The sequence below is a fragment of the Nonomuraea sp. NPDC048901 genome (assembly GCF_040649695.1).
Lineage (GTDB): Bacteria > Actinomycetota > Actinomycetes > Streptosporangiales > Streptosporangiaceae > Nonomuraea.
In genome coordinates this window covers 1-18,901 of record NZ_JBEZFW010000021.1, presented here as the reverse complement: position 1 = coordinate 18,901, position 18,901 = coordinate 1, and the positions used below count along the sequence as shown (strand labels likewise).

Annotated in this window: 26 protein-coding genes and 1 pseudogene; 13 read left to right on the top strand and 14 right to left on the bottom strand. The window is 68.2% G+C overall.

Going from position 1 to position 18,901, the window contains the following annotated elements; all coding sequences use genetic code 11:
• Nucleotides 1-265: 265 nt before the first annotated feature.
• From AB0C30_RS47430 to AB0C30_RS47420, 3 genes are all read left to right on the top strand, one after another.
• Nucleotides 266-1,525, top strand: coding sequence for a hypothetical protein (locus AB0C30_RS47430; RefSeq protein WP_357956774.1), 1,260 nt, complete (start codon nt 266-268; stop codon nt 1,523-1,525).
• 114 nt (nt 1,526-1,639) lie between these two features.
• On the top strand, nt 1,640-2,515 hold the full coding sequence (locus AB0C30_RS47425) for a hypothetical protein (protein WP_357956772.1): 876 nt from the start codon (nt 1,640-1,642) through the stop codon (nt 2,513-2,515).
• Nucleotides 2,516-2,605: 90 nt separating this feature from the next.
• Nucleotides 2,606-3,625: a hypothetical protein gene (locus AB0C30_RS47420; protein WP_357956770.1), complete on the top strand. Its 1,020-nt coding sequence runs from the start codon at nt 2,606-2,608 to the stop codon at nt 3,623-3,625.
• A gap of 156 nt (nt 3,626-3,781) precedes the next feature.
• Here AB0C30_RS47420 and AB0C30_RS47415 read toward each other — a convergent pair whose 3' ends face one another.
• Both AB0C30_RS47415 and AB0C30_RS47410 read right to left on the bottom strand, forming a co-directional pair.
• Nucleotides 3,782-4,141, bottom strand: a complete 360-nt coding sequence (locus AB0C30_RS47415; RefSeq protein WP_357956768.1) for a hypothetical protein — start codon at nt 4,139-4,141, stop codon at nt 3,782-3,784.
• Nucleotides 4,142-4,266: 125 nt separating this feature from the next.
• Nucleotides 4,267-4,578 carry a UBP-type zinc finger domain-containing protein gene (locus AB0C30_RS47410; RefSeq protein ID WP_357956766.1) on the bottom strand — a complete coding sequence of 104 codons (312 nt, stop codon included), beginning with the start codon at nt 4,576-4,578 and terminating at the stop codon, nt 4,267-4,269.
• A 371-nt stretch (nt 4,579-4,949) separates the two neighbouring features.
• On the opposite strand from AB0C30_RS47410, the gene AB0C30_RS47405 reads away from it, so the two are divergent.
• Nucleotides 4,950-5,141 carry a hypothetical protein gene (locus AB0C30_RS47405; protein ID WP_357956764.1) on the top strand — a complete coding sequence of 64 codons (192 nt, stop codon included), beginning with the start codon at nt 4,950-4,952 and terminating at the stop codon, nt 5,139-5,141.
• Between the two features lie 273 nt (nt 5,142-5,414).
• On the opposite strand, the gene AB0C30_RS47400 is transcribed toward AB0C30_RS47405, so the two are convergent.
• The 9 genes from AB0C30_RS47400 to AB0C30_RS47360 form a co-directional block, all read right to left on the bottom strand.
• Nucleotides 5,415-6,224 carry a VC0807 family protein gene (locus tag AB0C30_RS47400; protein ID WP_357956762.1) on the bottom strand — a complete coding sequence of 270 codons (810 nt, stop codon included), beginning with the start codon at nt 6,222-6,224 and terminating at the stop codon, nt 5,415-5,417.
• A 305-nt stretch (nt 6,225-6,529) separates the two neighbouring features.
• Complete coding sequence (locus AB0C30_RS47395) at nt 6,530-7,363, bottom strand: DUF1206 domain-containing protein (RefSeq protein ID WP_357956760.1); 834 nt, start codon at nt 7,361-7,363, stop codon at nt 6,530-6,532.
• 19 nt (nt 7,364-7,382) lie between these two features.
• A complete protein-coding gene (locus AB0C30_RS47390; protein ID WP_357956758.1) occupies nt 7,383-8,153 on the bottom strand; it encodes a SigB/SigF/SigG family RNA polymerase sigma factor in 771 nt (256 codons plus the stop codon).
• Nucleotides 8,154-8,277: 124 nt separating this feature from the next.
• Nucleotides 8,278-8,760: a hypothetical protein gene (locus AB0C30_RS47385; RefSeq protein ID WP_357956756.1), complete on the bottom strand. Its 483-nt coding sequence runs from the start codon at nt 8,758-8,760 to the stop codon at nt 8,278-8,280.
• Nucleotides 8,761-8,977: 217 nt separating this feature from the next.
• The gene (locus AB0C30_RS47380) at nt 8,978-9,280 is read right to left on the bottom strand and encodes a hypothetical protein (RefSeq protein WP_357956754.1); all 303 of its coding nucleotides are present in this window, start codon (nt 9,278-9,280) and stop codon (nt 8,978-8,980) included.
• Between the two features lie 55 nt (nt 9,281-9,335).
• Nucleotides 9,336-9,620: a GlsB/YeaQ/YmgE family stress response membrane protein gene (locus tag AB0C30_RS47375; RefSeq protein ID WP_357956751.1), complete on the bottom strand. Its 285-nt coding sequence runs from the start codon at nt 9,618-9,620 to the stop codon at nt 9,336-9,338.
• Nucleotides 9,621-9,854: 234 nt separating this feature from the next.
• Nucleotides 9,855-10,826 carry a LysR substrate-binding domain-containing protein gene (locus AB0C30_RS47370; RefSeq protein WP_357956749.1) on the bottom strand — a complete coding sequence of 324 codons (972 nt, stop codon included), beginning with the start codon at nt 10,824-10,826 and terminating at the stop codon, nt 9,855-9,857.
• An 87-nt stretch (nt 10,827-10,913) separates the two neighbouring features.
• The gene (locus AB0C30_RS47365) at nt 10,914-11,126 is read right to left on the bottom strand and encodes a hypothetical protein (protein ID WP_357956746.1); all 213 of its coding nucleotides are present in this window, start codon (nt 11,124-11,126) and stop codon (nt 10,914-10,916) included.
• Nucleotides 11,127-11,257: 131 nt separating this feature from the next.
• Nucleotides 11,258-11,431: a CsbD family protein gene (locus tag AB0C30_RS47360; RefSeq protein ID WP_357956744.1), complete on the bottom strand. Its 174-nt coding sequence runs from the start codon at nt 11,429-11,431 to the stop codon at nt 11,258-11,260.
• 462 nt (nt 11,432-11,893) lie between these two features.
• On the opposite strand from AB0C30_RS47360, the gene AB0C30_RS47355 reads away from it, so the two are divergent.
• The 3 genes from AB0C30_RS47355 to AB0C30_RS47345 all read left to right on the top strand — a co-directional run bounded on the left by AB0C30_RS47355 (nt 11,894) and on the right by AB0C30_RS47345 (nt 13,873).
• On the top strand, nt 11,894-12,130 hold the full coding sequence (locus AB0C30_RS47355; protein ID WP_357956742.1) for a hypothetical protein: 237 nt from the start codon (nt 11,894-11,896) through the stop codon (nt 12,128-12,130).
• A 160-nt stretch (nt 12,131-12,290) separates the two neighbouring features.
• A complete protein-coding gene (locus AB0C30_RS47350; RefSeq protein WP_357956740.1) occupies nt 12,291-12,674 on the top strand; it encodes an STAS domain-containing protein in 384 nt (127 codons plus the stop codon).
• Between the two features lie 74 nt (nt 12,675-12,748).
• Nucleotides 12,749-13,873, top strand: coding sequence for a protein kinase (locus AB0C30_RS47345; RefSeq protein WP_357956738.1), 1,125 nt, complete (start codon nt 12,749-12,751; stop codon nt 13,871-13,873).
• 79 nt (nt 13,874-13,952) lie between these two features.
• On the opposite strand, the gene AB0C30_RS47340 is transcribed toward AB0C30_RS47345, so the two are convergent.
• Genes AB0C30_RS47340 through AB0C30_RS47330 form a run of 3 tightly spaced genes read right to left on the bottom strand, consistent with a single transcriptional unit; the run spans nt 13,953 to nt 15,344 of the window.
• Entirely contained in the window at nt 13,953-14,057 is a 105-nt protein-coding gene (locus AB0C30_RS47340; protein ID WP_357956736.1) for a three-helix bundle dimerization domain-containing protein, read from the bottom strand.
• 10 nt (nt 14,058-14,067) lie between these two features.
• The gene (locus AB0C30_RS47335; protein WP_357956734.1) at nt 14,068-14,691 is read right to left on the bottom strand and encodes a DUF6328 family protein; all 624 of its coding nucleotides are present in this window, start codon (nt 14,689-14,691) and stop codon (nt 14,068-14,070) included.
• Nucleotides 14,692-14,732: 41 nt separating this feature from the next.
• Nucleotides 14,733-15,344: a hypothetical protein gene (locus tag AB0C30_RS47330; RefSeq protein WP_357956731.1), complete on the bottom strand. Its 612-nt coding sequence runs from the start codon at nt 15,342-15,344 to the stop codon at nt 14,733-14,735.
• A 149-nt stretch (nt 15,345-15,493) separates the two neighbouring features.
• On the opposite strand from AB0C30_RS47330, the gene AB0C30_RS47325 reads away from it, so the two are divergent.
• From AB0C30_RS47325 to AB0C30_RS47300, 6 genes and pseudogenes are all read left to right on the top strand, one after another.
• The gene (locus AB0C30_RS47325) at nt 15,494-15,877 is read left to right on the top strand and encodes a helix-turn-helix domain-containing protein (protein ID WP_357957079.1); all 384 of its coding nucleotides are present in this window, start codon (nt 15,494-15,496) and stop codon (nt 15,875-15,877) included.
• 319 nt (nt 15,878-16,196) lie between these two features.
• Nucleotides 16,197-16,437 (top strand): annotated as a pseudogene (locus AB0C30_RS47320) (permease); the annotation flags it as partial.
• 798 nt (nt 16,438-17,235) lie between these two features.
• Complete coding sequence (locus AB0C30_RS47315) at nt 17,236-17,829, top strand: CAP domain-containing protein (RefSeq protein WP_357956729.1); 594 nt, start codon at nt 17,236-17,238, stop codon at nt 17,827-17,829.
• Nucleotides 17,817-18,020: a hypothetical protein gene (locus tag AB0C30_RS47310; protein ID WP_357956727.1), complete on the top strand. Its 204-nt coding sequence runs from the start codon at nt 17,817-17,819 to the stop codon at nt 18,018-18,020. Before AB0C30_RS47315 ends, AB0C30_RS47310 begins: the two co-directional genes overlap by 13 nt.
• 10 nt (nt 18,021-18,030) lie before the next feature.
• Nucleotides 18,031-18,225, top strand: a complete 195-nt coding sequence (locus tag AB0C30_RS47305) for a hypothetical protein (RefSeq protein ID WP_357956725.1) — start codon at nt 18,031-18,033, stop codon at nt 18,223-18,225.
• Nucleotides 18,226-18,614: 389 nt separating this feature from the next.
• Nucleotides 18,615-18,901: hypothetical protein (locus AB0C30_RS47300; RefSeq protein WP_357956723.1), on the top strand; the 287-nt coding region annotated here is incomplete at its 3' end.

The following is an 18,901-nucleotide window of genomic DNA, read 5'->3' as shown; positions in this document are numbered from 1 at the left end:
CTGGATCACTCACCCAGACATCCGCCGCCAGCGGCTCCATCGGGTGCCGACGCGCCTGCTCCAGCCAAGCCCGCGCGCCGTCGAATTCGCCAGGCCGACATCGACGGCCGCGGCATCCAAGATCGTCTCTTCGTCCTCGCGGTGGATCACCCGCACACCGTATGCCGCCACCTCCGTACGGGATGCCAGCCACCGAACGAACACGGAACCGGAAAGGCAGGTCCACCATGCATCGTGAAGCGACCACACGCGGGCCTGGGTCGTCTTGGGCGGAATCCACCTGCTCAACCAGACCACGCCGCGCCGACCGGACGACCCCATCGTCCTGGTCCAGGTCCCACCCCAGGAAGCGAGCGCTTCCCCAACTACCACCGTTGTCGTCCGCTGGGACGCGCTCGGCCTCTGCCCTGTCCGCCCGCTGACCGCCTCCGGCGACACGCTCGCACCGGACCGCGATATCGACGGCAGTGTCCTCTTCCCCGACGCCATCGCCGGTCCCGATCTGATGGCGATGGCCGGCCCCACCGTGGCTCCCGGCCTCGTACCGCTGTGCTACCTGGCGCAGCACACCGGCGGCTACCACGTCTTCGCCCAGATCCGCTTCCACCCTGAGGATGCCTGCTTCATCCGTATCACCCCCAGGCTGGTTGGCGATGGGCCGGTGGAGGCTCTGCGCTGGCTGCCCCCCGCACTCAAGGCCCACGCCTGCGCGGCGCTCCGCCTGAACAACCGTAAGCGGTACTTCCAGACTCACTTCGCCGGGACCGAGTTGGAGTACAAGTTCAACCTGACGCCGGGAACGGGCATCTGGGTGGCCGCCATGGAGTTGCTGAAGGCTCTGCGTCACGGCGTCCTGGACGGCTGCCAGCCGGAGTACCGGAATGAGTTCCAGATCTACTTCACCGAAAACCACCTCTTCGACCTTCATCCAGACGGTGAACGGCGGCCACGTGCTGAAGCGGAAGTGGTATACGGAGGACACCTTCGCGCGCCGCGAGCAGATCTCCCCCGACCTGGACATTTCCCTGGGCGGCTTCGAGGAGTATCTACGCGAGGAGATGGGCCTTCAGGTACGGGCCATGCCGCCCTTCCGCCGCGTCCGCTACGACATCCAGTGCGAATCCATGATCACCGGGCACCCTGCGGCATCTTCCTCGACCACTGTTCGCTCCTTGCCGCACCGGACGTGAGGCTCTCGCAATGCGAGCTGGAGTACCGACGCTCGCGCAGCCTCCTGGACCACGACCAGAACGAGGTGCTGGCGGAGATGGAACGCATCAGGAATTGGCTCCAGGACTACCTCACCGCGCGCGGCCTGACGCAGGAGCGCACCTTCCTCCGCGACGTACTCGCCGTCCGGCTTGACCTCGCCCCGGCCACTGAACACAGGCTGGGGCCGCTGCCGCTTGGAGGCGCCCGCGATAGAACTCGCCATCACGTAGGAAGTGAATCGATCACGGCAAGCCACGGATTGTCGGGCGTCCGAAACTGTTACGCACAGCGCTCGCCAAGGAGCCCTACGTGACGGCCCGGGGGGTGAGGCAGTCCGTCGAGTGATGTTCAGGCCGTACGCGCAGTACCGCAGAGCACGCAGTGGCCTCGCCCCGTTCGCCCCCGCACCGGAAAGGAGCCCGCTGACGTGTCCGACAAGGCAACCGTCGCCGATCCCACCCCCGAACAGCACCAGCACGGCGAAGAACAGCAGCACAACGAAGAGCTGACGTTCAACTTCAACGGCCGAGACACCGAATGGACCGATCACCTCACCTGGAGGCGACTCACCAGGCGCCTGCCGCAACTGATCCGCCGTTCCTTCGCCCTGGCCTGGGCCGTGGACCGACGCGCAGTGATCGTTCTGTTGGTCTGCCAGATCATCTCCGGCCTGGCGGAGGCGCTCGGCCTGCTTGCCACGACCGCGGCGCTCGGCGCGCTGATCCAATCCGCCCACGACCCCACGCGCCTGCGCGAGGCCCTGCCCTCGATCGTGGTCCTGGCCGGGGCCGCCGGTCTGCGCGCGCTCCTGGGCATCGCGGTAGGGGGCCTGTCGAACCGGCTGGGCCCGCGCATCGGTCGCGAAGCCGAGTACCGCCTCCTGGAGGCGGCCACCAACGCCGAGATGGCCGCCTACGACCACCCGGGGTTCGATGACCGGTGCGACAAGGCCGACCGAGGAGTCAGCGTCAGCCAGGACATGATCGGCGAGTCGCAGAACCTGGTCGCCTCCCTGACCACCCTGATCGCCGCCACAGTGGTGATCGCCACACTGGCGCCGGTCCTGCTGCCCCTGCTGGTGCTGACCACCGTCCCGCAGGCACTAGCGTCCCTCGCCGGTGAACGGGTCGCCTACCTGGCGATATTGAAGACCTTCCAGGAGCGCCGGATGCTGAGCATGCTGCGCTGGCACCTGACCCACAAAGAGCAAGCCGATCAGATCCGCACCGACACCCTGGCCCTTATCGCACGCTGGCCGAGCGCGCCGGCCCGGAGCTGCAGGCGCGGCTGGCTGATCTGCTGAAGGGGCCTGCCGATCGGCGGGTCTCAGAGTTGGAGCGGCTGCGTACCGCGCCGACACGGGCCTCGGGCCGGGGTCGATGACGCCCTGGACGTGCTGGACCTGCTCATCACCTCCAACCTGCTGGCCCGGGCCGAGCGGGCGGGCAAGGCAGAGCAGCTGCGCACGTTCCCGAAGTTGCGCAAGGCAGCGCGCACGATGGCCTCGGCGGTAGAGGTGCTGATGTCGGCGCCGGAGGCGACCGAGGATCGGCTGGTGTCGCTGGTGGAGGTGTGGAAAGCGATCGAGGAGGTGGTGCCGCGCGAGAAGCTGGCCTCGGCGGTGCAGACGATCGCGGCGTTCGTGCCTGCCACCGACGATGACGCGGCCGCCGAATGGCGGGCGGAGCTGGTCAAGCGCTACCGCACCGTGCAGGGCTTCAGCGAACTGCTGCTGGAGGTGATCCGGTTCCGCGCGGTCGAGGCCGGCACTCCGGTGCTGGCCATGGTGCGCACCGCTGCGGCGATGGCCAAGAACCGGCGCCGCTACACCCCCGGCGACATCGCCGCGCACGAGGCGCTGATCGCCGGGTCATGGCGGCCACTGGTCTACCGCAACCCGGACCTGCCGGAGGGACAGATCGGCAAGGCGGCGTTCGTGCTGTGCGCCGTGATGCACCTGCACCACGCGCTGCGCCGGCGCGATGTGTTCGCCGAAGGGGCCGAGCGCTGGAGCGACCCGCGAGCCCGGCTGCTGGACGGGTCGGCGTGGCAGGAGGCGCGGGCCGCGCCTCCTCACCTCGCTGGAGCTGGAGGTCGAACCGGCCGGGCATCTGGCCGAGCTCGCCAGCGCGCTGGAGGGCGCTTATGCCCGAGTGCTGGACGGGCTCGGCGCCAACACCGCGGTGCAGTTCGTCGGCGGCCGGCTGCAGTTGGAGAAGCTCGGCGCGGCCGAAGAGCCGCCGCTGATGAAGGAGCTGCGGAGCCTGGTCGACGGCATGCTGCCCCGGCTGGACTTTCCCGAGCTGCTGCTGCTGGAAGTTTTTCGACCGCACCGGCCTGCCGGCCGACTTCACCCACATCTCCGGCGCCGACTCGCCCATGGAGGACTTCGGGGTCAGCCTGGCCGCGCTGATCGTGGCCGAGGCTACGAACGCCACGGCGCTGTCGTCGGCTACGTCCACGGGCTGACCGGCCTATCATCGACAGCACCGCCCACAGCCAACGGCGGTTCGCTCCCGTTCCTCACCCCGCTCTCAGCATCCATGTGCGGGCGGCGAGCCGGTCGGTTCTAGCGCCAAAATCCGGTCCGATCCTCCCCGGAGCCCAGTTGGTCGGCTTCTGTCACCGCGAAACCTGGAGCATCGACGAAACGTTCCTGCACCTCTGTCCAGCGCGCGGCATAGGTCTGCCGGCTCTCGGGCGCCAGCGGTCGGATGTCGAGCTCGGCGACGCGCTCCTCACGGGCGAGCAACTCCTGTTCGGCCGCGCCCCTGTTCTCTTGCCCGGCCAGTGTGCGTTCGTATTCCGGGCTGAACCGTTCACGGAGGCGGCTACGGCGCTGATGGCGTAGTGCGAGATACGCGACTGCGGCGATGGCCACCACGACTACCACGATGACGGCCACCCAGATCAGAGTCCCGGCGGTCACGTGACGCCTCCTCATCTGCTGTTGAGATCACGGCTGCCCTGGAGACGTCGCTCGAAACGCCCAGGTCAGCCCACTTGGATTGCCGGTAGCCGAAGGCCTCTGCCCGGGGGCTTTTCTCGTCCCGCTCACACGGTTCGCCCGTGCACATAGCACCATCGCCAGCTCGAGCCCGCCTCGATCGCGGCGACCACCGGATGGTCGGTCTCCTGGTAGTGCGCCTGGGCGTGGTTGCCGGGAGAATCGTCGGAGCAGGCCACCCATCCGCAGGTGAGGCAGGCCAGGAGGCGTGTCCAGGCCCAGCCGAGGACCAGGCATTCCTTGCATTCGGGTGATGCGCGTTCGACAACCATCAGCGTGTCGAGGTGATCGCAGCGCGGCGCGCTACCGTTCAGAGCGGCCCGCCTGGTTACCTGCATACCTTCTGCGTCCAGGGTCATCACGACCCCCTCACGGCGACAGCGACGCAAGGTGCGCCGACTGATCTCATACCTCAGTCAACGTGATCGGCGAATCAGCGGAAAGAGGCAGTCGCAGCAAGCCCCATCACCAGCAGCGATAGCGGGGACGACGGTATCCGATCTGTCGGTCACTCGCGGCCCCACCCTGGACCGCTATAGGCAGGCGTACGCGATCAGTGGACGCGCCGCCCGGAATGAGGCACCCACCGAGGATCGACGGCAGGCCATGCAGCACTAGCGCCCTGTTCGACGACCTCCTCATCGGGGCCGACGAGGGTCAACGACAAACGACACCAGCCCACGGTGAGCCGTCGCTCCAGGGCGACGGCTCTGGAGAAAGGTGACTCAACATGGATATTCGAGACGGCGAACGCATCGAGGGGCAGGTTTCGGAGCCCCCGCTCGCCGATACCCCGCCCTCCGATGAGGTCGCCGTACCCGCGTCGCTGCTGGGTGCCCTGCAGGAACGGCTCTGCAGGCGACGTTCGTGGACGACCCACGCGAGGCCGTGCAGCAAGCCGGCGCACTACTTGATGGGGTGATGACCTCGGTGCGGCCATCATCTTCGGACTCGGCCTGCTCTTCGACCTGCTCAACGTCTCCCTCGCCGGGCTCGACGGAGTTTTCTTCGTGCTCCTTGGGCTATGCCTGCTCGCCCTGCACCAGGCGGGAATCGGTACCGTCGGCCTCCGCACCGGCTGGCGGAGGAGGGGAGGGGAAGGAGGTTCGAACCCCTTGGCAGGGGCGGACTGGGGACAGTCGGGCGCGGACGCATCGAGCTGCTGCCGCGTGACGTCGCGATCAAGGAGGTGGCGCTACCCCGAACGGAGGATCCTGGCCGAGCGCACCCGGCGAGAGGCTCGCGCAGCAGCGCGGATCAGCCACCCCATGTCACCGCCGTGTACGACGTGGTCGAACGGGCAGGACGGCCGTGGATCGTGCTGGAGTTCGTGCAGTCCCGCACCCTTCGGCAGGTGACGGGTTTGGTCGGCTCTGGCAGAGAGGCCGAGTCGGCGCAGCACCCGCAGGAAGAGCGTCACCGAGCAGGTGAAGGCGAGCACGCTGATGACCGCGACGGCGATGGGGCGGACGAGCAGGTAGGTGCCGAGCGTCGCGTGCAGCAGCAGCCAGATGCTCAAGGTCGAATTCAGCAACAGGACCAGCGCCCACAGCAGGGTGAGCTGGACGAAGCAGCGGCGGACCCGCTCGTGCGTGATGACCGCCCGGGGCAGCCGGACGTATTCGCCGATCAGCTTGCCCACCAACGGACGGCGCAGCCGGACGGAGACCAGGAACACCATGCTGAAGCAGAGTGTGCCCAGCTCGGGCTGCAGGAAGTAGATGATCGCGTTTCCGCTCCAGGCCGCCAGCGCGACGCGGACGGTGATCGCGATCGTGGCCAGGATCATGCTCGCGGAGACCGTGCGGCCCCTGAGCAGCCGCCAGGCGACGCTGCCATAGGCCCAGGCGAGCACCGCGGCCAGCGCACCGTACAGGCCGAAGACGGCCAATGCAGTGTAGAACAGCGTGAGAGGGACGATCACCGCCTCCAGCAGGCGGGGTGCGGCCTGCCTGGCCAATGACGTCAGGCCGGGAAAGACCACCAGCGCTGGGCCCGCTACCACGGGAGCGGCATTGCTTGCGGTACTGGCCTGAACGGTGGCCACGATGTCCTCCAAGGACCCGAAGACGCCTTGGCGAGCGTGCCGCGAGCAGCCAGGCGCTCTCCCGAGCACCCATCACGGCACACCTCCTCAGGCCGGCGGCCGGACCCCCTCAGTTAACGCCCATCGCCGCCGCCCGGATACGGGCGAAGCCAGCAAGGCTCATCGCCGCCGCCGATCGCCAAATTCGCTCAGCGGCGCCACTGGATCCAGCGTCCCGGCTCGACGGCGGGGCGCAGGTCTGATGGTTAGGTCGGTGAGGTCGTCTAGCCGGGCTCTGTCTTGCGCCAGCGCGCCTCGAACCAGGAGTAACACCCGAAGGTGACCAAGCCGAGCGCGACGACGACCAGCAGCCAGGGGCCAAGGGGCGTCAACGTGAACTTGCGCAGCGCCCCGTCCAGCCCCTGGGCCTCTTTCGCATCGAACGTGGCGGCGGTGACGACGAGGAACACGCCGAGGACGGCGAACACGCTCCCACGCGCGAAGATGCCCACGACCCCCAGCGCCTGGACGGTCTTGCGGGTGCGCGCGCTCATCTGTGTCATGTGCAGGTTGTCGACGAACTTTCTGCGGACGGCTTCCGCCATCATGCTGAGGCCCACCCCGACGACGCCTAGACCGACCAGCAGGACCAGCCATCGACCGCCCGTAAAGCTCATGAGGATCGCGGTGAAATCCTTGGATTGCTTGTTACCCGACCGCTGGCTTCCGACGCCGAGCAGGAAGGTGACGATGCCGATGCACAGGGCTATGTACATGACGGCACGGCCCAGAGACGCCAGCCGTTTGGTGACCGTCTGGCCGTTCGGGCTGGCCTGCCCGTACACCACCTCGGCCAGTCGCCACAACGCCAGCCCCGCGAAACCGACCGCTACCAGCCACAAGAGCACCAACCCGCCGGGGTAGGCGATGACGGCATGCATCGCTCCTGAGGTGTCGGCCGCCTCACCGCCGGCGCCTACGCCGATCTGTATGGCCAGCACGCCGATGAGCAGGTAGTTGACACCGCATGCCACGAACCCTCCCCGGGCCAGCCCTTCAAGCCAGCGGCTTGAGGCCGCCTGGCGGCCCGCGGACTTGACCCCGCTCTTCGCCGTCATCACAGTCCTCCAGGTGCGGTTAGTCGGTCAGTGCCTTGCGTAGCTGGCCCAGGACGTTGCGCAGGATGCGGGAGATGTGCATTTGGGAGAGTCCGAACTCGGCGGCGATCTCTGCTTGGGTCTGGTTGCCGTAGAAGCGCAGCAGCAGGATGTGCTTCTCGCGCGTGGGCAGGGCGTCGATGAGCGCCTTGACGGACTGCCTGCCGATGACGGTGTCCAGTGCTTCGTCGTCCTGGGACAGGAAGTCGCCCAGACTGGAGGAGTCGCCGTCGTTGTTGACGGGGGCATCCAGCGACAGAGTGCTGTAAGCGCCCGAGGCGTCCATCGTCAGCAGGACGTCTTCCTCCGACCGGCCCATCTCGAGCGCCAGCTCGGCGACGGTAGGCGAGCGGCCCAGGCTCTGGCTGAGGTCGGCAGACAGCTTGTTCAGCCTGGAGCGGCCTTCCTGGTAGACGCGGGGAACCCGGACTGCCCACGCATGGTCCCGGAAATGGCGTTTGACCTCGCCCGCCATGGTGACGGCCGCGTAGCGGCGAAAGTCGTGCCCGAGGCCGGCGTCGAACCCGTTGATGGCCTTGACCATGCCGACGTAGGCGGCCTGCAAGAGGTCATCAACGGGTTCGCCCCGGTTGCGGTAGCGGCGCGCGAGGGACTTGGCCATCCAGGCGTGCGTCTCAACCAGCCGCTCGCGCAGCCGTGCCTTGTGCGCTTCCGAGATCTGCGGCCGGACCATTTCGATCAGGAGCTCTTCGGCGGTCATCTGTTCCAGGCCAGTGTCCAGGACGGCCATCCCTTTTCCTTTCTTCCGGTTGCCTGGCAAACGCCCGGCGATCCGTCGGTGGACAAGGACGGCCAAGGTCGGGGGACGTGGAGGACGGCCGGAGTCAGTGTTCAACCGCACCAACGGGACGGGGTTACCGTGACGCGTCATCACGGTCGGAGGCGTCGGTGAGTGGCAGCAGCCGGTGCAGGGTGTCGCGGTAGGAGCGCAGGGTTATTCTCAGCTGCTCGGTGTCGTTGTGGCCGGAGTTCTTCCACAGGTCCTGCAGCTCACGGATGCGGCTTTCCAGGGCTTGATGGACTGAGGCCATCACTTCGTCCAGGAGCGAGTCGGCGCGTTGCACCGCATCGCGGGGATCGTCGACGAAGGCCGTCTGAAGGTCTCGCCAGCGGTCATGGACACCGGCCGGGTCACTGTCGAGCAGAGACACCGCTGGTGCCGGCGGTGCGGGTGGTGGCTGGGCCGACAGGTCGAAGACGAGCTTGTCAGACGGTGTCGTCGACGGGGCATCCTCAGCGCTGTCGCGTTCCAGAACGGGGACGGGTACGGGCCGGAGCGGCGGTGTGTCGGCGAATTCGTCTAGGCGCTTGTCAAGGCGTACGTGGTCGTTGCGCATGTCTGCCTCCTAGAGATGTCGATGCCTTCGCGCACGTTGGCGAGGACGGGGCAAAGACAACGGTTGGACATAGGTTGAGCAGCGGCACGCCGATACCGGTGTGCCGCCTGGTCCTGACCGCCCAGAGGGCTGCCGCGGCGTACCGGCCGCCGCCGGCACGGGCGTTCCGTACGGCTTCAGATCGGATGCGGTCACCGGTACGGTGGTGCATCTCTTTTCACAGGCGATGATCGTCCGGGGCCGCCCTGCGGGTACCGCCCTGTCTGCCGTCGTAGTCAGGAGGGTCTATCAGGGTGGGTGGCGGCCGGTCGTCGATGACGTCCTGGCGGCTGCGGACGGTGGACTGGCTCCAGCGTGACCGGCTGCGCAGCAGCAGAGGCAGCAAGAGGGCGGCGGCGCCGCCGAGCATCAAGATGACACCTACGATGCGTAGGTTGAAGCCGCCCGCCGAGCCGTCCGCCAGGGCGAAGGTGAGGATCGCGCCGAAGACGATGACCGCGATGGCTGCGGCAATGGGCATCACGCATCACTCCTGCCGCGGCAGGCACCTGAGCCGCGGGGTGAGTGGGGCGGGGTCATCGGCGGCCGGCCCAGCGACCCGAACGCCGGCCGGTGATCAGGTTGTAGCCGAGCAGCAGGACTGCCGCGCCGATGATGGCGCAGATCCAGGTGGACAGGTTGAAGAAGCCCTGGACCCCGGCGACGTGGAACACCTGGGTGGCCACGAAGCCGCCCAGCAGCGCCCCGCCGATGCCGAGCGCAAGGGTGATGATCAAGCCTTGCGAGTCTTTACCGGGGACCAGCATTCTGGCCACCAGCCCGGCGACCAGTCCGAGGATGATCCAAGCGATGATGCCCATGGCCGAACTCCCTTTGGCGGTGCATCGATGTCTGCGCGGATCGGTCTTCCGGACCGGTCGAAGCAGGGGGCCGGCCGCCGCGGGATTGTCGGCGCCGACGGTCGTACTCGTTCGCCTTGAGCCAACACCCCCGGCGTACGGGACGGAAACCGGCGATCCGGAAAGAACCCATCTGCAGAACCGATCAGCAGGAGAAGGAACTTCGTGGCGCGACCGGCATTGAAACCCGGCGTATCACACAGGCTCATCGCTGTGGCTGGTGGCTGTCGGAGCATCTTCGCCGGGTGTCGGTTCGGTGGGCCGGGCGGCGGATTGCAGCCAGCCGAGCCGTTGGGCGAGTTGTCGGGCGCTGTCGATGACGGCGGCGATGTGGGGGGAGGAGTTGGCGTCGTGCCACAGCAGTGACCAGGGGTAGTGCGTGACGGGTTCGGTCAGGGGCCGCCAGGTGGTGCCCGGCCGGTTGGAGGTGTGGGAGGAGGAGGGGATGCAGTGCACGCAGCGGTGCTGGAGGACGAGGTCGGCGGCGGCGCGGGTGCTCTCGACGGTTCCCTCGTAGATGGTGGGTGCGAACCCGGCCGAGCGGCACAGCTCGATGACGAGCTGGTTGAGCTCGGGTGTCTGCGCTTCCTCGCCGAGCAGCAGCAACTCGTCGGCCAGGGCAGCGACGGGTACGGCGTCCCAGCCGGCGAAGCGGTGGTCGTCGGGAACCAGCACGCCGAGCGGATCGAGCCTGATCAGCTCGAAGGTCACCTCGTGCGGAACCTGGGAGGCATATCCGATGCCGATGTCCAGGCGCCCGTCGGCCAGTTGCCGGTACTGCTCGGGGGTGCCCGCCTCGACCTGATGGATGGTGATATCCGGATGGGCGCGCTGGAGCTCACGCAGGATCTGCGGCATCGAATCGTAGCCGGCGTCGATGATGCCGACCCGAAGCGTCGGTGTTACCGCGACGGCGTTGCGCGCGACCTGCTTGGCTCGGCCCACATGGTCGAGGATCTGGCGCGCCTCGACGAGGAAGGCCGTGCCCGCCGGGGTCAGGTCGACGTGATGGGTGCTGCGCTCCAGCAGCCGCACCCCCAGCTCGCGCTCCAGCCGCTGCACCTGCTGGCTCAGCGCGGACTGCACGATGTGCTCCCGGGCAGCCGCCCGGCCGAAATGCAGCTCCTCGGCAAGCGTCACGAAATAGCGCAGTTGGCGCAACTCCATGCCCGCCACCCCTTCCCGACCGGGCAGCACCGACAGGGACCATCTTCCTGCACTTTAGATCCTCGCGAGCCTTGGGCAGCCCTGACGCTACTTGCTGGGCTTGGGCGTCTGGCAGGCGATCTTCGGGTTCATACCAAGATAGTTGAGCGGGCCTGCCAGGACCGTTACGGCGACGGTGGCCACCTGGTTGCAGTTCTCGACCGGTCCTGTGTAGTAACCGCGCTGGCCCGCCGCGACGGCGCCGGCGATCAGCCACAGGATGAGCACTATCGACGCGAAGCGCATCGCTTCTGTCTCCATCTTTTCATTGCGCGGAAGTGTCGGAGGCGATGAGGGGGAACGGCGAGTCGCACGGCTCATCGTGGGTGTGGCAGTATTCGGGCGGGACCGGTTCGCGGCCCGGCCCCGCCGGGCAGCCTGCCCAGAGGGAGTCAGTGCTTGAAGGCGTCCTTGGCCTTCCCGCCGGCCTGCTTCAGGTTGCCCATGACCCGATCGGTCTTGCCCTCAGCCTGCAGGCGCTGGTTGTCGGTGGCGCGGCCCAAACGCTGCCTAGCCCAGCCCTTGACGACCTGCGCCTTATCTCGGATCTTCGTACCAAGACTCATAGTGTTTTCCCTTCACCGCCCCGCTCTGCCATCACCCGGGCAGACCATTGATCCGTCTGCCCGTCAGCCATGACCTCGCGCAGACGGACACTCACCGCGCTCAGGCGGCTTGGAGTCCCAGTGTCCTCCCCGGCCTATGGCGGGGAAATGAGCAAAGATCAGGCCGGTTATCACCGGAACCGATGAGCGTGCCCCCCGGGCCGATGTCGGTGCCCGGGGCCGGGAGATCGGCACTTCTCCGGGCGAGGTCCCGCTACTCTCACCCGACCAGCCCCTGGCCGGTGATCGCCGCTGGTGATAAGCCTGGCTGACATCGGTGGTTTCCGCTCCGTCGAGTCTGCTGGATGATCAGGTCACTGCACCGTACGACACTGCTCACGCTGGCATCCTCGCAACGTGTTCACGCCGCCGCTTCGACCCCGCGGCCCTCTTGTCTCCCGTACTCTCCTGTAGGAGCCCGGCATGAGCACCAAGGACGCCGCCAGCGCCCCCGCTTCCGTTATCGCCGCCCTGGTCGAACGATTCGTGACCGCCCTCACCCCCATCACGACCGCACCCATCAGGGCCGTCCCCGCCACGGCCACCGATCAGCTCCTGCGCATCACCCCACTTGCCGATCGTGCGGGCCTGTGGGTCGAGGGCGAACTCGACCACTCCACCCTGCCTGACTTGAGGCAGGTACCGACGCGCCCCGGCTGAACGGCTCCGCTCACTCATGAGCCACCGGTCCCCGAGGGATGCCCCCGGCGTTGTGCCGCCGGCCACCTGCGCAGCACGGTCACCGACCTCGTTCGACCTCTTCGCGAAGCCCTGTCGCCGCGAGGGCCGCATCCTGCGATGCCCCCGATCGGAGAACCTCATGACCAGCCTCCGCCCCCGCCTCGGGGCAGGTCTGTGGCTCATCCCTGCTGTCGCCACCATCGTTCACCTGCGCGGCGAGCTCGACCTCGCCACCCGCGAGGCGGTGCGCGAACGCCTGCTGCGCGCCCTGCAACACAGCACCAGCCTGCTCATCCTCGATCTGTCCGGGGTGTCGTTCTGCGACGCCGCCGGGCTGAGCGTCCTTGTCGGCGTCCAACGCCAGGCCAGATCCCTGGACATCGCCCTCGGCTTGGCCGCACCCCGCACGCATGTGGCCAAGGTGCTGCGCGTCACCGGTCTGGACTGCAGCTTCCCGATGTACGGCACCACCCCCGGCACGGGTACGGGCAGGGTCGGGTCCTGCCCTGCGGCAGCGCGCTGAGACCTCGTGCCCCCATGTCTGTTCTCCCCGTCGGCAGCGGAACGACCAATCGGCCTCGCCCCTATCCTCCCGTCGTGGCAACAGCCGCGCCGGACCGGCCGCGCCATCAGGTGCTCCAAGACGCCCAGGTCGAGGCCGCCGCGATCCTCGCCCAGGCCCGCGCCGACGCCGAGCAGATCATCACCTCAGCGCAGATCATCGCCTCGGCCACGCTGCAGCGTGCGCGGAGCCGGCACCTGCCGCGGCGGCAGGCCATGGCGGGCCAGGCAGGTCAGAGCACGCAGCCAGCGCCCGCTCCCGACGACGACGACCGCCCTGCGCCGATCATGGTGCTCAACGACCGCTGGCACATCTACGCCCCCTTGAACGCCGACGCCAGCGCCATGGCCACCCTGTACAAGGCCTACGAACTCGCCGACCCCGCCGCCACCGTCGTCGCCAAGGTGTTCCACCAAGCCAACAACGACCCCCAACGATTCCGCACCTTCCTGCGGGAAGTACGGAGCATGCGCCTGAACCACCCGCACATCGGGCAGATCATCGACTCCGGCCGAGACCGCAGATCCCAGGCGGTCTACCTCATCTCGCCCCTCTACCAGCCAGGCAGCCTCCACCTCCACCTCCACCTCCACGGCAGGCCAGGCGCCGGCGTCTCGCTGAAGTGGAGCCTGCAGATCCTGGACCAGGTGCTGGCCGGCCTTGAGGCCGCCGCCGCGAGCGGCATCATCCACCTGGACATCAAGCCGCAGAACATCGTGCTGGACGGCCCTGCCAACGTCAGGATCATCGACTGGGGCATGTCCCAGCTGCACCAGGCGGGCAAGAGCGTCTCCACGGTGTCCCCGGGCGGCACCAAGTGGTTCGCCAGCCCCGAGCAACTCGGCGTCACCGGCGCAACCCCCAGCACGCTGTCCGACCTGTACGGCGTCGGCGCCCTGGCCTACTGGCTGCTGACCGGCCTGGCGCCGCTGCGACGCGAGCTCGAAACCGTCGTCGGCACAGACGCCGACCTGCTGCAGATCCGCCACCTGATGCAAGCCGGCACCCGCCCCGAACGCGCCGATCGCCTCACCCCGGACGTGCCCGAACACTTGGGCCGGCTCATCGACCAGTGGCTCAGCTACACCCCCACCGACCGCATCCCGCTCGGGATGGATCCCTCTGCTGCGCTCGGCTGGGCGCGCAGGGCCTTGGGCTGACAACGCCCGTATCCGTATCCTGTGGGAGGCGTTACTGAAAGTGCCCGGCCGTCTGGCCTTCCTCGGGCGTACAGAGACATCAGCGCGAGGAGGCGGACCGGCGCAGGTCTTCTTTGGCGATCCGCTCGACGAAGATCGGAACGAAGTCACGGATCGGCCGCCCATCGAAACGGTGGTGGGCCACCTCCGCCCGGCTAGTCCTCGTTGTGTGTCGTCTGCGGTGGATCGGCCGTTGCCTGGCGGCGCAGGTCGATGATCGGCTGCAGGAGCCACAGCCAGCAGGTCGCCAGCGCCGCCGCGGCACCGAACACGATGGCGAGCCAATTGCCGAGCACGACCTCGGCCACCAAAGCCGCCCCGGCGGTGATCGCGACCGCCAGGGACACGGCGCCGACGAGGCCCAGCTCGTTGGCGCGATGCACGATCTTCTCCTTCAGTCCGGTACGAAACAGCAACCGGTGCTGAACAGCGGGCGTGATGAAACAGACCGAGGCGGTGGCCGACCCCGTCAACGCGATGAAGAACAGCCAATGGCCCGAGGTGTCCACCTTGGCGAAGCCGCTCTGAAACGGCATCGCCAGGAGAAAGGCGAACACTACCCGCACCCCGGTCACCATGACCCTCAGCCCCTGCAGGAGCTCGGACAGCTCGCGGTCGATGCGTTCCTTGTGGCTCTCGTCGGCGCTGCTCTCCTCGGCCGTCCCGGCAGAGGCGTCGCCATCAGCGAGAAGGCGGCTTTGGCTCTCCTGTGATGGGGCAACGCCATCGGTCTGGCACCTCCGTGAGTTCTCCGTGGCACGACCACGGGGTGGATCCATCGATCGTGTTTCCGGCTCGCGGCCTCCTGAGCGCCGCGACCTTACTGGCGGGGACTCGCAGCTCCGTGTGGGCGTGTCATGGATGATCGAGCGGCAGCCCGAGCCCGGAGAGGCCGCTGATCGCCGCCGATGAGGTCGTCGAACAAGGCGTGAAAATGCGTCAAGGCCTGCCGCAGTTCCTGTATCGACACCCAACCGTCCCCGGCGCGCCCGCTGATCTCATGGGCTTGGCGGTAGTGCTCCAAGGTGCGGCTGTGTCGCAGCGACAAGTCGGACGCCTGCTGCGCGAAGTCCTCGGTGGCATAGCCGCGCTTGGCCATGACGGCCCTCACCAGCAGATCGGCCTCGCTGACCGCCGGACTCGGCTCATTCACGAAACGCTCCTGAACCGCGGCCCACCTCTCGGCATAGCCGCGGCGTGCGTCGGGATCGAGCGACTGTATATCGAGTGGGCCTGATCGCATTCGACGGGCTCGCATCTCACGCTCGGCCGCCCTGCGGTTACCCGCGGCGGCAACAGTGCGTTCGTACTCGGGGCCGAATCGCTCGCGAAGGCGGCCTCGACGCCTCCGCAACAAGAAGAAACCGAAGGCCGGCACCATCACTATCACCCCGACGATGGCGGCCACCCAGATCACGGTCTCGGCAGACACGACCGCCTCCCCCGGGTATCGCCGGCGCACCTCGCCCGAAGACAGGTGACCGGACACTGTCAGTCAACGCCGCTTACCCGAAGACGGATATGGGCGTTTCAAGCAAAGCTCATCGCGTGAGCTGATCACAGCTCACGCCCCTCGACGGGCTGAATTGTCGCCTCGGTGTCACCGCCTCCGGTACCCCCACCGCCGCTGACCTGGTCCAGCGGCTTCGTGTCAGCCCCGCGTCGATCTCGCAGACCGTCGCCCTCCTCGAGCAGCACGGACTACTCAAGCGGGAACGACCTCCCCGGCGGGCGCCGCGAACGCTATGTCGCCGACGACGAGCTCTGGGTCCGGTCCACCCTCGCGGCTCTGCAGATGAACGACACCCCGCCCGCCACATCGCAGCGCGCGGCCGAGATCCTCGGGGCCACGACCCCGGCCGGCGCCCGCTTCGGCGCCGCTGCCGAGTTCCTGCTCCTCGTGAACGCGACCCTCGGGCAGGTCAGCAGAGCCAGGCCGACCGGAACACCGGGCACCAGTCATGATCTCTCGCGGCATCCAGCGGGCACCACGGAACTGGGTGTTGTGTCGGCGCTCCCCTGGAGCTCCTTCCGGCGGCCCGGGATGCTTTTGGAGCCGACAGCGCTCCGGGCCGACCCGGCTGGCGTCATCCGATCCGGAGGATGCTCTTGCCGCGAGTCGCTCCGCCAGCGAGATCGGCCATGGCGGTCTCGACGTCGGCGACCAGCACTACCTGGCCGAAGTCCTGGCCCGGCAGATCGAATACCCGACCGGCCTCGTACTGCAGGGCGGCGACGAAGGAGACCAGGACCTGCGCCGCCCGGGCAGATTAAGGAGGGCGCCTTCCTGGACTCGACGTTCCACGACCTGCTGCACACGGGGCGGGTTCCTGGTCATCGGCGGGCTGACCGCGGCGACGCTGAACGTGGTGGTTCCCCGCTCATGGCTCACCTCCGTGGCCGGTGTTCCGGTGGAGTCCGTGCTGGTGCTGGCGCTGCTGCTGTCGATCTGCTCGGAGGCCGACGCGCTCGTGACCGCCTCGCTGACCGCCTTCTCGCCCACGGCCAAGCTCGCCTTCCTGGTGGACGTCAAACCGGGCTTCCGGCCCTTGCTCATCCGCGCCGGCGCGGTGCTGGTCGGCCTCGCCCTGGTCGCGCTCGTCCGGCAGTGGCGCGACCACAGCGACCACGCGCAGGACCAAGAACACGAGCACGAGCACAAGCACGGGCCGCGAGTGGCGTGGCTGCTGGCCGAGCCGGTGTTCGTGGTGCCGTCGAAGAGAAGAACCACTGGTACGTCACCAGGATGCAGATCAGCTGCTGCGCCGCCGACGCCCTCGCCTTGAAGGTGGCGGTCCGGGGCGTGCCTGCGCCGAGGGAGAACTCCTGGGTACAGGTCACCGGCTCATGGATCCGTGGAAGGGCAAGATCCCCCACGGCTACGTGATCCCCGACCTGACCGCCACCGACGTCACGAAGATCGACCAGCCGGCGGAGCCGTACGAATAATGCTCACACGACGGCCTTTTCGCGGAACTCGCCGAAGCACGGCACCTGGCGCGACTGATCGGGCACGAGCCCACCATCCACCACCCGCACTCCCCACCCGTCACCGCGGGCCCCTGAACACGAAGGACGGACGTGGACGGCATGGCTCCTGGTCGACCCCGTGTCCGCGTCGGCGTCGGCCAGCCCCCGTGTGGGGCGGGAAGGTGACGCTGGTCATGGCGATGACCGGGCGGGGGCTTACCGCGATGAGCTGGACGGCGACGGAGTCTCGATCTGCGCGAGAGCTGCGGCTGAGTAGGGGCTACTCATGCGCGCACCTGGGAGTCGCCCTTCACTAGGAAGGCATGAGCATCCGATCGCCAAAGGAGATCCCTGTGATTCGCACCATAGGTCTGGCTGCCTTAATGGTCGTCCCGTTCGTGAGCGCCGCCCCGGCGTACGCTGCCGCGCCGGGGTGCGCCACCGCGGCAGCGTACTACGACGCGGCTCCAACCAGCGGCAACCTCGCCATGGTCGGCCAGGCGGTGCACTGCCTCATCGACGCCGAACGCGCCAAGGTCGGGCTGGCCGCGCTCACCCGCAACAGCCCGCTCGACTCGGCGGCGACGTCGCACGCCGCTGCGGCGGCGAGCCTGAAGTGGTGGCAGCCCGGCGCCGACTCGCACACCAATCCGCAGACTGGCTCGACGCCGTACAGTCGCATCACCGGCGCGGGTTACTGCCCGAACCCGGTGTCGTGGGCCTACTCCGAGACCACCTACACCGGCTGGGGCACCGGCTACGGCACGGCGCGGGCCGCCGTCAACTGGTGGGTGAACGTCAGCACGTACGGCCACCGCCAGATCGTCCTGAGCCCGACGCTGAGAGACCTCGGCATCGGAGTCGCGGCAGGGTCGGCGGATCCGGCCGGCGCGGGGGCCGCAGGCGGCGGCACGTACGTCGTCGACTTCGGGCGTTGCCAGCGATAGCCAGGCGGGACGTACGCCGGCACCCCGAGGACGTGCTTCGCGAGCTCATGGGCCACAAGAGCACGATCTCCACCCAGGTCTACTACCGCAACTCTCCCTCAAGCGGAAGCGAGAAGCGGTGGAGATCGCCGGTCGTCACGGCTTCGACCGCGCCGGTGTGCTCGGCCGACCCGTTCGGGCACCGCCTATGAGGCGCAGTCGGTGGCAGTGCCCTACGGCCGCTGCCAGGAGCCCGCCAACGTCAGAGCCGGAGGCAACGCCTGCGCCATCCGTTTCCAGTGCGCCGCCTGCACGTTCTTCCGCGCCGACCCGACCTACCTGCCGGAGATGGAGCAGCACGTCATGCAGTTGCGGGCCGATCGGGAGCGGGCGATCGCGATGGACGTCGACGAGTAGGTTGCGCCGCGTCACTGCGATCAGGCGGCGGCTCGTACAGGGGGAGGGAGGCGTGCTCTAGCATGCGCACGCGATTCGTTCCGAATGTACGTCTGCCGCATGTCACGGTTCTTGGCGGCGGCCGCTGTCGGCGCGACCGTGACTTGACCATGACACGGCGCGGATGAGGTGGGGACACGGGTGGCCGACAGTGGATGGGAGTCGACCGGCGGGCGGGTTACGGAGCGTGCTGTGAGACTCGGCGGCGTGTCGCGCGTGTTGTTGATGGTGATCCCTGGCATCTCCGACGCCTCCGTGGCGTCCCTCGGCGAGACGGCACGACAGGTCATCGCGTGATCCTCCTGTGCGCCTTGTTGACCCCTTTTCCTCCCCTCAAAGGAGTTGTTGTCTTGAAGCGCATGTCCGTTGCCGCCGCGACCGCGGCAGCCCTGCTGCTGGCCACCGCCTCACCCGCGACGGCCGCCGGCGCCGCTGGCGCCGCCGCGGTCGGCGACGCCCAGCAGGCCATGGAGAACCTCGCCAAGACGCCCGGCGTCGTGGGCGCGATCGGCGGCGCGTACGTGGACGGCAGGCCCGCCGGCCAGGGCACCGCCGGGTCGCGGCTGCTCAACGGCGAAGGCGGCACGATCCCGGCCGACTCCCGCTTCTACATCGGCTCACAGACCAAGGCGATGGT